Here is a 12554-nt window from a genome sequence, read left to right on the forward strand (position 1 = left end):
AATGTTTCCGACATCTTGTTCAGAGACTTCGCAGGCTGTTTTTGCTTGGTTATCGCAGACAAGAAATTACGCCACTCACTATAGCCAAGCAGGTGTTGCACATCCCGCGCCAGCCAGTATTCCACGCCATTTTCCGTCTGTTGGGCGTGGCTTTCGAAGCTCTCTGTCAGTGTATAAACCAGTTCATTTTTCATGTTGCACTCCTTGCATGCTATTCATAGGACACCCACCCTGAAATTTTGCTCCAGCGTTTCCTTGTTACGGATGTCAGAGTGGTAGGTGCTTACCACCATGTTCATTATTTTACAGTTTTAATGATCCATGACCATGCTGTTTATCTTTCAGCGGGCACAAAGCTGTGGGCGGGGTAGTGGTATCGCTTTGGAGTGACCGTCTGCCGCCAAGGCCGAAAAATACTCCTGCATTTTCGGCATTCCCGCCGTCCATGGCGGTCAGGGCGGCAGTTGAGCGTGTCATGGATGACGAATAGCGTGTCACACCAAAGCGATACCACTACCCCGCACGGCACTTATACCGTCAAATACTGCTTGATAAGCGTATCATCCAGGCTATCCATCGCCCCCTCAGCCACCTTCCGTCCACGATCCAGAATACAGAAGCGATCCCCCACCTTGCGGGCAAAGGGCAGCTTTTGCTCGACCAATAATACTGTCAGACCCATCTCCCGATTCAGCTTGCGAATAATGTCGCCGATCTCCTGCACCACATTGGGCTGAATCCCTTCGGTGGGTTCATCCAAAATGAGCAACTTGGGATCAACCACCAGTGCGCGTCCGATAGCCAACTGTTGCTGCTGCCCACCGGACAGATCGCCACCGCGGCGGTGCATCATATCGGCGAGTACCGGAAAGAGTTCGAAGATGTAGTCAGGTATTTTGCGCTGTCCGCGGGGTAACACCGGCAGGCCGATCTGCAGATTTTCTTCCACTGTGAGCAGTGGAAAAATTTGCCGTCCCTGAGGTACATAACCGACGCCAAGACGCGGGCGCTGTTCCACTGAGGCTTTCACCAGATCCTTGTCTTGCGGATTGAGTAAAATTTGTCCGGATGCCACTTTCTGATGGCCCATAATGCATTGCAGCAGGGTGGTTTTCCCTACGCCATTGCGGCCCATCAATACCGTGCATTGACCTTCGGGAATCTGCATATCGATATCCCAGAGGGTGTGGCTTTCGCCATAGAACTGATTGAGTCCCTGTATACTGATCATGTTTACTCTCCCAGATAGACTTCAATCACTTTACGGTTGTTCTGCACCTGATCCATACTGCCTTCGGCCAGCACACTGCCCTGGTGCAACACGGTGACAGTTCTGTCCTTACCAGCCAGTTGGCGGACAAAATCCATATCGTGTTCGACCACCACCACAGAGTGACTGCCCGACAGGGAAATCAACAGCTCGGCGGTACGGTCCATCTCCTGATGGGTCATGCCTGCTACAGGTTCATCGACCAGTAGCAGTCGCGGTTTCTGCATCAGCAGCATGCCGATCTCCAGCCACTGTTTCTGGCCATGCGACAGACTGCCTGCGCGGATCAGTGCGTGCTCTTTCAGCCCAACCTGGATCAGCACTTCATCAATACGATCCCGCTGCTCACCATTCAGTTTGGCCAGTAACAGACTGATCACGCTGCGCTCATCCGGCATGGCCAGAATCAGGTTTTCTTCTACACTAAGAAACTCAAACACGGTGGGTTTCTGAAACTTGCGTCCGATACCCGCCTGGGCGATGGCGGGTTCATCCAGTTCCAGCAGGTTAATGGTCTGGCCAAACCAGGCCGAGCCACTATCGGGTTGGGTTTTACCGGTGATGATATCCATCATGGTGGTCTTGCCAGCGCCATTGGGACCGATAATGCAGCGCAGTTCACCGTCACGGATATACAGGTTCAGATCATTGATGGCTTTAAAACCATCAAAGCTGACCGATAGCCCTTCCAGATAGAGCAATATCTGCTTGTCTACGTTCAGTGCCGGTGAGGCTTGAGACTGCATAAAAGAAAATACATGGCTTTTATCTTTTATTTCAGTCAGTAAAGAGGCCTGGCTCATGCGTTACCCTCCCGACGCCGCAGCAGACCTGCCAGTCCTTTGGGCAGGAATACCGTCACCAGAATAAAAATGGCCCCCAGTGCAAACAACCAGACATCCGGCAGTTCGGTGGTAAACCAGGTTTTGGCATAGTTGATGAAAATCGCACCTGCCACGGCTCCATAAAGCGTGGCACGACCGCCTACGGCAACCCAGACCACGATCTCGATGGAGTTAAGTGGTGAGAACTCATTGGGGTTGATGATGCCGACCTGCGGTACGTAGAGGGCACCGGCAACACCGGCGATCATGGCCGACAGAGTGAACACCCAGAGTTTAACGTTTTCAACCCGATAGCCCAAAAAGCGTGAACGTGATTCGGCATCGCGCACCGCCACACACACCTTGCCAAGACGGCTTTGAGTGATGTAACGACACAGCAGATAGCCCAGTGCCAGTGCCACAGCCGAAGCGATAAATAACCCGACACGCGTCTGCCGCGACTGCAGGTTAAAGCCGAGTATATCCTTAAAGTCGGTCAGGCCGTTGTTGCCGCCGAAACCCATCTCATTGCGGAAGAATGCCAGCATCAGCGCAAAGGTCAGTGCCTGGGTGATGATGGATAGGTAGACACCGGATACGCGTGAACGAAATGCCAGAGCCCCGAAGATATAGGCGAGTAAACCCGGCACCAGCAGGATCATAATGGCGGCAAACCAGAATTGATCCAGTCCGTACCAATACCAGGGCAGGCTGTCCCAGTTGAGGAACACCATGAAATCAGGCAGTTCAGGGTGTCCATACACGCCGCGATCACCGATCTGACGCATCAGGTACATACCCATAACATAGCCACCCAGGGCAAAGAAGGCGCCGTGCCCCAGGGTTAAAATGCCCAGATAGCCCCAAACCAGATCGACTGACAGTGCCAGCAGTGCCAGCGTCAGGTATTTACCCATGACCGCCACCATATAGGTGGGCAGGTGCAGCGGGTGGTCAGTGGGCAGGCCGTTGAGAATAGGCACCAGAATAATTGCCAGAACCAACAGTGCCAGCAGCACTTGCCCGCCACGGTCTTGTTTAATCAGATTCCATAACATGGCTTAATCCTCAGCGGCACGGCCACGCTGTGGGAAGAGTCCACGGGGCCTTTTCTGAATAAAGAGAATGATGAAAACCAGCACCAGAATTTTTGCCAGTACCGCACCGGTCGCAGGTTCAACCAGTTTGGTTGCCACACCCAGTGTCATGCCGGCCACCAGTGTGCCCCAGATATTGCCGACCCCACCGAACACCACCACCATAAAGGAGTCGATGATGTAGGCCTGTCCCAGATTAGGCCCGACATTGGTGATCTGCGACAGTGCGACACCGGCAATGCCAGCCACGCCGGAGCCGAGGCCAAAGGTCATCATATCGACTCGCTCAGAGCGCACCCCCATGGCCCTGGCCATGCGCGGTTTTGGGATACAGCCCGGACTTGTAAACCCAGTGCGGTGCGTTTCAGTATCAGCAGCAAAGCAAAGAATACGATGAAACAGAACAGGATGATGTACAGCCGGTTCAGGGTGATGGCAAACACCGGGTTAAACTCCAGCATGCCGCTCATCCAGGAGGGGGTTTCGACACTGCGGTTCAGTGGGGAGAATATCGAGCGCACCGCTTGTTGCAGTACCAGGCTGATACCGAAGGTGGCCAGTAGTGTCTCCAATGGGCGTCCATAGAGGAAGCGGATTACTCCACGTTCGATGGCAATACCGACCAGACTGACACGATAAAGGCGGCGGGAATGGATACCAGTATCGACAGGCCGATATGGTCAGGCATGAGTTGTTGAATGACAAAGGTGGTGTAAGCACCGATCATGATCAGTTCACCATGGGCCATATTGATCACGCCCATAACGCCAAAGGTGATGGCCAGACCTATAGCCGCCAGTACCAGCACCGATCCCAGGCTGAGACCAAAATAGAGGGTTTCGAGCCCTTTGTAGAATTTTATCTTCTGATCAATTGTTACCAATGCGGCATCGGCCTGCGCTTTTAGACTGTCATTATCAGAGGCGTCACTGAACTGCATCAGCGCATTACGGGCACGCGGTTCCAGTGATCCGCTGAGGGTATCAATGGCATCGCTTAGTGAAGCTGGATCGCCGTGGCTCAGGGTGTCTATAGCCAGAGCAACGGCCATTAATTCGCGTACTTTCGGATCTGTTTCATCAGGATAAGCATTGCGAATCAGGCCAGGGTATCTGCATCAAAATCCCGCATCAGTTGTTTGACCGCGGTTAAGCGTTTCGCGGACTGGTCAGATGATAAGCCGGTCAATGCCATTACTTGACGGATTTGTGAGCGCTGGGCGTTGTTAACTGTAACTCGGCGAAAGTCACGGCGGCTCTCGATAATCCGGCTTTCATCACCTAACAGGCGTTCGGCCGGTTGACCTTCTTCGTGCTGTTCAAGCTGGTAGAGTCGGTCATCATCGCGGTTGCGATAGAGGTTACCTTCCAGCAACAGTGACAGCAGTGTCAGTTGTTCCGGGTGTTCAGATGCCGCCAGCAGTTCAATGGCTCTGCGGGTGTCGTTTCTGTCTGAAGAAACCAGCAGGGCTTCAAATTCGAGTAATAACGGCTCTTCATCAAAAGCCGCGGCCGTTTGCACAGCACTTAAGAGTAACAGGGTTATCAGCCCCATGATGCGCAGTTTACGCACTATCCGGCTTGTCATGTTGGTGTTCCTGACGCTTGGCTGGGAGGGGCCGGTCCGGAGCTACATCCGGACCGGCATTTGCAGCGAGCAGCTGTTACTCGAAGTTCTGACCTGAACAGGTTTTGGTGACTACGTTGTAGTTACCGCACTCCAGCGGCTTGCGCCAGTCGGAAATAATATCTTTAGAACCTTCCAGGTAATCAGACCAGGCGTCACCAGCCACTGTGCCTGGTGTTTGCCAGACCACATAAAACTGGCCATCATCCTGAATTTCACCAATCAATACCGGCTTGGTAATGTGATGGTTGGGCATCATGGCGGCATAACCACCGGTCAGGTTAGGTACCGTGACGCCGATAATGGCTTCCTGAACAGCTTCCGGATCTGTGGTTCCGGCTTTGTTAACCGCTTCAACCCACATGTTAAAGCCGATGTAATGGGCTTCCATCGGGTCGTTGGAAACGCGGTCGGTATCACCGATAAAGTCATGCCATTTTTCGATAAAGTCATCGTTAACTTCAGTGTCAACGCTCATAAAGTAGTTCCAGGCCGCCAGATGGCCGACCAGTGGCGTAGTATCAATACCGGATAGTTCTTCTTCACCGACTGAGAAGGCAATAACTGGAATATCTTCAGCTGAAATGCCCTGTGAACCCAGCTCGCTGTAGAAAGGCACGTTGGCATCACCGTTGATGGTGGAAACAACCGCGGTTTTCTTGCCAGCCGAGCCGAAGGTGCGGATATCAGACACGATAGTCTGCCAGTCAGAGTGACCGAAAGGTGTATAGTTGATCATGATGTCATCTTCAGCAACACCCATTTGCTTCAGATAGGCTTCCAGAATACGGTTGGTGGTACGTGGGTAGACATAGTCGGTGCCTGCCAGTACCCAACGTTCAATACCCAGCTCATTCATCAGATAATCCACCGCCGGGATGGCTTGCTGGTTAGGTGCGGCGCCGGTATAGAAGACATTTTTGGAGGATTCTTCACCTTCATACTGAACCGGGTAGAACATCAGGCCATTGAGTTCTTCAACCACGGGCAAAACCGATTTGCGGGAAACAGAGGTCCAGGCACCAAAAATGGCTGCCACTTTATCCCGCTCCAGCAGTTCGCGTGCACGCTCTGCAAACAGCGGCCAATCGGATGCCGGGTCAACCACAACCGCTTCCAGCTGCTTGCCCAACAGGCCGCCCTTGGCGTTCTGCTCTTCAATCAGCATCAGCATGGTATCTTTCAGGGTGGTTTCACTGATAGCCATGGTGCCGGAGAGTGAATGCAGCACACCTACTTTGATGGTTTCTGCTGCCTGAGCAGTGATAGCGGCTATAGACAGAGCCAGGGCACAGGATGCGGTAGCGAGCTTTGTTTTAATCTGTTTCATCGGTCTGATCCTATTTGGGTTATACGTCAAACCTGATAACAGCAGAATCTATGCCAACTTATAAAAACAGCTGTTTTATCATAGGGTAATTGATGTCGCGCAGACTTTCGCCGGGGTCGTTTTTAGCTATCCAGTGTTGCGTTTGCGTGATTTGAGTGCGTGGAAAAATAGCTGGATCTGTTGTTTTGCACTCTATTAGTGCATTAGGGCAGGCGTGGTTGTAGTTGTTCTCCCACCACGACATTGTGTCGCTCAAACCAGCCTTGATTAACTTCCAATGCATAACGGGAAGGTTGATCAGCACAGTGGAGTTCTTCTGAGAGAGGTTGCATATCACTTAATTGCAGCAGGGTGAAGCTTTCGTCAAGAAAAGCCAGTGTCAGGGGAATATAGGTATTGCGCATCCAGAAGCACTGGCGCGGTTGCGGATCGAGAATAAACAGCATGCCCGCATCGGCTGGCATCTCCTGGCGGTTCATCAACCCCTTGGAGCGTTGTTCCGGACTGAGTGCGACTTCAACCACGAGCTGCTGATCCTGTATATCCAGCAACAGAAACTCATCAACACCTGTATCAGCCTGAAGTAGGACTGGCAGGCTGAGCAGGCAGGTTGCGATCCATAGCTTCACAATGCTGTGCATGGTTAGTTTTTCCGTTTTTCAGCCGCTTTGCGTGCGTGTTTTTCAGCTCTGTGCTGCTCAGCCGCTTTGACCGCATCCGCGCCGAGATGGGCTTCGCCACGTTCAAGCGCCAGCTTGATCTGCTGTTGTCTGGCCGCATAGCGCTGACGCTGCTCCGGCGTCTGGGTGTCGTAGCAATGATGACAACTGACCCTTCTTCATACTGAGGGTGCTGCTTGTCAGCTGCAGACAGGGGCATACGACAGCCAGCACAGAGTGAATAATGACCGGGCTGCAAGTCATGGTCAACCGTGACACGATTGTCGAACACAAAGCACTCCCCCTGCCAGAGGGATTCAGTTTCAGGTACCTCTTCAAGGTATTTCAGAATACCCCCGTGCAGATGGTAGACGTCTTCAAAACCTTGTTCCTTCAGGTAAGCGGTACTTTTTTCACAGCGGATGCCACCGGTACAGAACATCGCCACTTTCTTGTGTTTCTGCGTATCCAGCTGGTTTTTGACATAGGCTGGAAACTCACGAAAGCTGTCGGTTTTCGGGTTGATGGCACCTTTAAAGCTACCCAGGCCGATTTCATAATCATTGCGGGTATCCACCAGCAGTACATCCGGATCACTGATCAGCGCATTCCAGTCCGCAGGTTCAACATAGGTGCCGACCACCTGTTTTGGGTCTATGCCTTCAACGCCCAGGGTTACGATCTCTTTTTTCAGTTTGACCTTGGTGCGGTAAAAGGGCTGCTCGTCGGTCAGTGACTCCTTGTAATCTATGCCCTGAAAACGTACATCGGCGGCAAACCAGTGTTTCAGTGTATCTATCGCCTGACGGCTTCCGGCCAGGGTGCCGTTCACGCCTTCTTGTGCCAGCAGTAGAGTGCCCCGAATCTGTGCACTTTCCAGCAGTGCCTGCAGTTGGGGCCGCAACTGCATATAGTCGTTCAGGGTAACAAATTTATACAGGGCACAAACAACAATCGAGGACATGGAACTACCGCCGGGTTAACGACCTGGAAGGTCAAAATAGTTGATTAAATCGATCTGATATTATATCACGCTTTGGACTTTTTGCGCGGCCTGCCAAAGCTGGTCCAACTGTGTCAGCCAGCAGCCCATCGTCTGCCAGGGATCGTTATAAGCCAGGTCGGGCAACCGGGTTTCTAACAACTGCTGTTCAGCCGGACTCAGTCCGAGCATACGTTCAAGTGCCACGGCATCTATCCAGGGATTACCGCGCACCGCGTATTCCCAGTCGATTAATTGAATGCCTTGATCCGTGATTAACAGGTTACCTGGGTGCAAGTCCTGATGAATCAGACAAAATTGTTCAGCCTGCCAGTGTCGGCATGTATCCAACAGTTGCTCGGCCAAGGCGGCATAGTCCGGTCCCGCCAGCACCGCATAATCGTGAATCAACTGATCATAGTCATTTGGTGCGGCATCAAATGGATGTTGCCAAAGTGCCAAAACGGCCTGTAACAGTTGTTGTCGCTGTTGTGGATTCAGGGTGTCCTGCATCGGTACGGCGTTAGCATCGGCTAAAAATAACACGCCTTCGGGTAGGCAAAGTTCCAGTCGCGGTACCCAGGGTTTCGATTGCAGGGTTTGTAGTGCCTGTAATTCCAGTTGTCGGTTTGCTCCCGGTGGAGTCAGGCCAAACTCACGCCATATATATACCTGCTCTACCGTATGCAGCCGCCAGTGACGGTTGCGACTGCCCTGACCTAAAAACTGCATCGATTCAACAGGGGGGAGGTGGTCCTGTAATGCCTGGGGGAGTTCGGCTGAAAGGTGGTGCCTTAAGTGGGTCATGGTATACTCAGGTTATCTCATCGGGGTGCCAATAGGCTGAGAGTTTACCCGCTGAACCTGATCCAGTTAATACTGGCGTAGGAATTGAGATATCAGCCTGTCGCTGATTCCTTTCTGAGCCGGTGTCGAATCTCCGGAGTCCATCTGTGAAAATTCATACCCATACCTGCAAGCTAATGGCCGCTGTATTCCTGTTGTTGATAGCAGTGAACCTTCAAGCACGCGTGTTAAATGTCTATACCTACAGTAGTTTCACCACTAGCTGGGGGCCGGGTCCGGCATTGAAACAGCTGTTCGAAGCTCAGTGCGACTGTGAGGTGAATTTCACCAGTAGTGATGATGGGGTTTCACTATTGAATCGACTGCGACTGGAGGGAGATAGTACCGAGCTGATGTTATTGTTGGCCTGGATGATCTGCTGATGCCGCAGGCGCGCCGATTAGGCCTGGTGCAGGCGCATGATTTAACACTTGCAGACTGGCCATTACGCACATCACTGGACTGGCAGGATAGTCATTTTATTCCGTTTGATTTCGGCTATTTTGCCTTTATTTACGACAGTCGCAAAGTGACAAAGCCTGCGACCTCTTTAGATGCGTTGATTAACAGCGACGCCAGTATTATCTATCAGGACCCGCGCACCAGCACCCCAGGTCAGGGCCTGATGCACTGGATGCAGGTTGTTTATGGGGATGAAGCCGAACAGGCCTGGCAGCGTCTTGCCGCCAACACGGTAACAGTCACCAAAGGCTGGTCAGAGGCCTATGGTATGTTTCTGCAGGGTGAGGCTGATTATGTGCTGAGTTATTCTACTTCACCGGCTTACCATCAACTGGTCGAAGAGACACATGCTTATCAGGCTACCCGTTTTGACGAGGGGCATACGGCACAGGTGGAAGTGGCTGCGGTATCAGCCTACAGTGATGAACCGAACTGGCACAGGCGTTTTTGGTTTTTCTGCTGAGTGAAGAGGTACAGTCATTGCTACCCCAGAGCAACTGGATGCTGCCGGTTCGCAGTGATATAGATCTGCCAGCCGCTTTCGCGGAAGCAGAACGAGAGGTGATAGGTTTTAGCCCGGATGAAGTCGATGCCCAGCGGCGCGAGTGGATCAGCATCTGGCGCAACGCTGTCAGTCGTTAGTATGTCTGTCGCTCACTTCTCATCAGCAAGACCACTATCCTTGTCTCAGCTGCCTGGCTGGTTAGCAGTGATATTGGTGCTGGGGATCAGTCTGCTGGCGTTTTTAGCCCTGGCAGGCTGGGGGCGTGCTGAACCCTATGGCTACCTGTTACAGGAGCGCTGGTTCTGGGAGTTGCTGCGTTTTTCGCTTTGGCAGGCGCTGCTGAGTGCCGGGATTTCGGTTCTGCTTGCCATGCCTTTGGCACGTACCTTGGCGCTGGATACCAGGCTGCCGGGAAAGCAATGGTTTCTGAGCTGGTGCCTGCTGTGTTTTGTGATGCCTTCGCTGATCTTGATTACCGGACTGGTGGCGCTGTTTGGCCGTTCAGGCTGGCTGACCCCATGGTTGGGTGAAAGCTGGCAATTGTATGGCTTAATGGCATTTTACTGGCGCATGTATTTCTCAACCTGCCCTTTGCTATTCGTGTACTTACCTTTCAATGGCAAAGTATCCCTGCGAACACCTGGAAGCTGTCGGCGCAGTTGGGCATGACCGGGTGGCAGCGTTTCAGAGTGGTTGAGTGGCCGGTACTCAGAAGTGTTCTGCCAGCCGTCAGTGGATTTATTTTTCTGCTGTGTTTCAACAGTTTTGCTGTCGTTCTGGCATTGGGTGGCGGCCCCGCTGCGAGCACGCTGGAAGTGGCGATCTATCAAGCGCTGAAATATGATTTCAATCCGTCAGAAGCGCTGTTTCTGGCCTGGACGCAGTTGGTGTTAGCTGGCGGTATTTTTCTGATTTTCAGCCGTATGGGACGTTTTCAATGGTTGGCGCCAGCACAAGCCGGGCAGGTGTGGTTGCCTGATTCGAGTGCTTTGTTTTACTGGGCAGGGCGATTGGTTTATCTGCTGGGCTGGTTGTTTTTGACCTTGCCAATACTGGTGCTCTTGCCGCTGGCCTGGCAGGCTGACTGGGCTTTTTTGCAACAAACCCAACTGACCTGGGTGATAATACGTTCACTGACACTCGCTGTGGCAGCATCTCTGCTGGCGGTCTGTCTGGCATTGGCACTGCTGTCACTCTGGCGTACCGGACGGCGAGAGCATTTTCGTCAATGGATTGCGGGTGTTGCACTCTATCCCTTGGTTGTACCGTGATGGTGGTATCGGTGGGGTTATATATTCTGCTGATGCCCTGGGTGGATTGGCAGGCCTATGCTGGATCGCTGTGATTCTGATGAATGCGGTGATTGCACTGCCTTTCGTGTTTCAACAACTGCGTCCGGCTGTGTCTGACTATGATGCCAGTTATACCCGACTCCTGGCGGATCTGAATCTGACTCGACTTACGCACTGGCGCTGTGTGTATCTGCCCTATCTGAAACCCTTGCTACGGCGGGTGCTGGCGATCAGCTTTGTGCTGGCGCTGGGGGATATGTCGGTGTTTGCTATTTTTGGCAGTGATGACTGGCGTACCCTGCTTGGTTAATCTATACCCTGGCCGGCGGCTATCGCCTGGCTGAAGCGGCCTGGTGTCTGTTTTATTACTGGCGCTGGCACTGGCGGCATTAAGATTTCTGGAAAAAGATCATGGTTGAGAAAATACCCGGGCTGCGTTCAGCCGGGCTGCGTTCAGTCGGACTACAGGTTGAACACCTGCAGTTGTCTCGTGGAGATAAAACCTGGTTGCATCACTTTACACTCAGGCCGGGTGAGTTGCTGGTATTGATGGGTGAAAGTGGTGCCGGGAAAAGCTCTTTGCTGGAGTGTCTTGGAGGATTCCTGCCAGCTGACACGGGCGAGATCTGGCTGAATAACCAGCGTATCGATCAACAGGATGCCGCGCAGCGTCCGGTGTCTTCATTGTTTCAGCAATACAATCTGTTTGAGCATATCAGTGTTGCAGAGAATCTGCGCTTGGGGTTTTACCGCGCCAAGCCGGATGTAGCGCAGTGGCAGCAGGTGTTGCAGGCTTGTGAACATCTTGGGGTCGCCGATCTATTGCAGCGCTTGCCAGGTGATCTTTCCGGTGGTCAGCGTCAGCGTATTGCACTAATTCGCACGGTATTGCGCGATAAACCACTCTTGTTGCTGGATGAGCCGTTTAGTGCACTGGATGCAGCCACTCGTCAGATTGCCGGTAACTGGATTCGCGCAGAACTGGGTGCAAGCGGAAAGCTGGCCATACTGGTGACTCACCAGCAATCAGATAGTGACACTTGGGCCGATCAGACCCTGATGATCTGATCGGCTGCCAGGGGCTTACTTAAGTTCAACACCCATGCCAAGCTCAATACCGCCGGCATCAATGCCGATCCAGAACTCGGTTTTTTCATACACTTCAGCCAGTCGCTTCAGCTCATCGGCATCGGGTGCCTGGGTGCCGGGCAGTTGACTGCCGATCTCGGCCAGCGTGGCATACAAATCACTACTGATGTGGCCATAAGTCATCAGTGAGCGTGGGTCAGCATCAACTGTTAGCTCAGACTTCAGTTCTGTGGGTTTATCCAGACCTATGCCAAGCAGGATAGCTTCCTGTGACATAGCCGCATGTACCGTAGGCATGTCCGGCGGCAGAAGATCCGGCTGAACTTTCTTGATCTCACCATCGGCCTGCAGATTCAGACTGGCGATCTGAGGAATAAACATGCCAGCGGCTGATAGTAGCCCCTGCGCATTCGGCGATGCTATGGCAACGAGGCCGGTGCCAGTTGGCTCTGGCTGATCAATTTGTAGACTGTCAATGCGCAGGTTTATGCCACTGAGGACGGGGCCAAGCATCGTGGTCATGGGGTGGTTGGACAGCGTACCTGATTCAGCCAGGCCTCATTAATACCCTG

14 protein-coding genes, 3 pseudogenes and 1 riboswitch are annotated in these 12554 nt (G+C 52.7%); of the genes and pseudogenes, 7 read left to right on the top strand and 10 right to left on the bottom strand.

Features of this window, described 5'->3' with window-relative positions:
- The 9 genes and pseudogenes from LH51_RS18295 to LH51_RS18335 form a co-directional block, all read right to left on the bottom strand.
- A pseudogene (locus tag LH51_RS18295) lies at positions 1-194 on the bottom strand (hypothetical protein); the annotation flags it as partial.
- A gap of 335 nt (positions 195-529) precedes the next feature.
- Positions 530-1231, bottom strand: a complete 702-nt coding sequence (urtE, locus tag LH51_RS18300) for an urea ABC transporter ATP-binding subunit UrtE (protein ID WP_036525058.1) — start codon at positions 1229-1231, stop codon at positions 530-532.
- A 2-nt stretch (positions 1232-1233) separates the two neighbouring features.
- Positions 1234-2073 carry an urea ABC transporter ATP-binding protein UrtD gene (urtD, locus tag LH51_RS18305; protein ID WP_036525060.1) on the bottom strand — a complete coding sequence of 280 codons (840 nt, stop codon included), beginning with the start codon at positions 2071-2073 and terminating at the stop codon, positions 1234-1236.
- Positions 2070-3152 (bottom strand): urea ABC transporter permease subunit UrtC, encoded by a 1083-nt coding sequence (gene urtC, locus LH51_RS18310; protein ID WP_036525062.1) that lies wholly within the window; start codon positions 3150-3152, stop codon positions 2070-2072. The genes urtD and urtC overlap by 4 nt, the downstream gene beginning before the upstream one ends.
- A 3-nt stretch (positions 3153-3155) precedes the next feature.
- Positions 3156-4745 (bottom strand): annotated as a pseudogene (urtB, locus tag LH51_RS24985) (urea ABC transporter permease subunit UrtB).
- 109 nt (positions 4746-4854) lie between these two features.
- Entirely contained in the window at positions 4855-6147 is a 1293-nt protein-coding gene (gene urtA, locus LH51_RS18320) for an urea ABC transporter substrate-binding protein (RefSeq protein ID WP_036525064.1), read from the bottom strand.
- Positions 6148-6350: 203 nt separating this feature from the next.
- Entirely contained in the window at positions 6351-6788 is a 438-nt protein-coding gene (locus tag LH51_RS18325; RefSeq protein ID WP_036525066.1) for a DUF192 domain-containing protein, read from the bottom strand.
- A gap of 2 nt (positions 6789-6790) precedes the next feature.
- A pseudogene (trhO, locus tag LH51_RS18330) lies at positions 6791-7770 on the bottom strand (oxygen-dependent tRNA uridine(34) hydroxylase TrhO).
- A 60-nt stretch (positions 7771-7830) separates the two neighbouring features.
- On the bottom strand, positions 7831-8595 hold the full coding sequence (locus LH51_RS18335) for a phosphotransferase (protein WP_081960910.1): 765 nt from the start codon (positions 8593-8595) through the stop codon (positions 7831-7833).
- Positions 8596-8606: 11 nt separating this feature from the next.
- A riboswitch (TPP riboswitch) is annotated at positions 8607-8696 on the top strand.
- A gap of 45 nt (positions 8697-8741) precedes the next feature.
- On the opposite strand from LH51_RS18335, the gene LH51_RS23185 reads away from it, so the two are divergent.
- The 7 genes from LH51_RS23185 (at position 8742) to LH51_RS18355 (ending at position 11961) form a co-directional block, all read left to right on the top strand.
- Positions 8742-9017, top strand: a complete 276-nt coding sequence (locus tag LH51_RS23185) for a hypothetical protein (RefSeq protein WP_235263823.1) — start codon at positions 8742-8744, stop codon at positions 9015-9017.
- Positions 9017-9559 (top strand): thiamine ABC transporter substrate-binding protein, encoded by a 543-nt coding sequence (locus tag LH51_RS23190; RefSeq protein WP_235263824.1) that lies wholly within the window; start codon positions 9017-9019, stop codon positions 9557-9559. The genes LH51_RS23185 and LH51_RS23190 overlap by 1 nt, the downstream gene beginning before the upstream one ends.
- Positions 9544-9738 (top strand): hypothetical protein, encoded by a 195-nt coding sequence (locus LH51_RS23195; protein ID WP_235263825.1) that lies wholly within the window; start codon positions 9544-9546, stop codon positions 9736-9738. Before LH51_RS23190 ends, LH51_RS23195 begins: the two co-directional genes overlap by 16 nt.
- 40 nt (positions 9739-9778) lie before the next feature.
- Positions 9779-10270, top strand: coding sequence for a hypothetical protein (locus LH51_RS19720; RefSeq protein WP_052063949.1), 492 nt, complete (start codon positions 9779-9781; stop codon positions 10268-10270).
- Positions 10267-10872 carry a hypothetical protein gene (locus LH51_RS19725; RefSeq protein WP_052063950.1) on the top strand — a complete coding sequence of 202 codons (606 nt, stop codon included), beginning with the start codon at positions 10267-10269 and terminating at the stop codon, positions 10870-10872. The genes LH51_RS19720 and LH51_RS19725 overlap by 4 nt, the downstream gene beginning before the upstream one ends.
- Entirely contained in the window at positions 10841-11203 is a 363-nt protein-coding gene (locus LH51_RS18350; protein WP_160173769.1) for a hypothetical protein, read from the top strand. Before LH51_RS19725 ends, LH51_RS18350 begins: the two co-directional genes overlap by 32 nt.
- A 101-nt stretch (positions 11204-11304) precedes the next feature.
- Entirely contained in the window at positions 11305-11961 is a 657-nt protein-coding gene (locus LH51_RS18355; protein ID WP_081960911.1) for an ATP-binding cassette domain-containing protein, read from the top strand.
- Positions 11962-11976: 15 nt separating this feature from the next.
- Here LH51_RS18355 and LH51_RS18360 read toward each other — a convergent pair whose 3' ends face one another.
- Positions 11977-12504: a hypothetical protein gene (locus LH51_RS18360; protein WP_036525073.1), complete on the bottom strand. Its 528-nt coding sequence runs from the start codon at positions 12502-12504 to the stop codon at positions 11977-11979.
- Positions 12505-12554 lie beyond the last annotated feature (50 nt).

Origin of the sequence: Nitrincola sp. A-D6, assembly GCF_000764495.1 — a bacterium.
Classification (GTDB): domain Bacteria; phylum Pseudomonadota; class Gammaproteobacteria; order Pseudomonadales; family Balneatricaceae; genus Nitrincola.

Coding starts and splice junctions, on each gene's coding strand:
- urtE (WP_036525058.1), bottom strand. CDS start 1,231: ATGATCAGTATACAGGGACTCAATCAGTTCTATGGCGAAAGCCACACC.
- urtD (WP_036525060.1), bottom strand. CDS start 2,073: ATGAGCCAGGCCTCTTTACTGACTGAAATAAAAGATAAAAGCCATGTA.
- urtC (WP_036525062.1), bottom strand. CDS start 3,152: ATGTTATGGAATCTGATTAAACAAGACCGTGGCGGGCAAGTGCTGCTG.
- urtA (WP_036525064.1), bottom strand. CDS start 6,147: ATGAAACAGATTAAAACAAAGCTCGCTACCGCATCCTGTGCCCTGGCT.
- LH51_RS18325 (WP_036525066.1), bottom strand. CDS start 6,788: ATGCACAGCATTGTGAAGCTATGGATCGCAACCTGCCTGCTCAGCCTG.
- LH51_RS18335 (WP_081960910.1), bottom strand. CDS start 8,595: ATGACCCACTTAAGGCACCACCTTTCAGCCGAACTCCCCCAGGCATTA.
- LH51_RS23190 (WP_235263824.1), top strand. CDS start 9,017: ATGCCGCAGGCGCGCCGATTAGGCCTGGTGCAGGCGCATGATTTAACA.
- LH51_RS19725 (WP_052063950.1), top strand. CDS start 10,267: ATGACCGGGTGGCAGCGTTTCAGAGTGGTTGAGTGGCCGGTACTCAGA.
- LH51_RS18355 (WP_081960911.1), top strand. CDS start 11,305: ATGGTTGAGAAAATACCCGGGCTGCGTTCAGCCGGGCTGCGTTCAGTC.
- LH51_RS18360 (WP_036525073.1), bottom strand. CDS start 12,504: ATGACCACGATGCTTGGCCCCGTCCTCAGTGGCATAAACCTGCGCATT.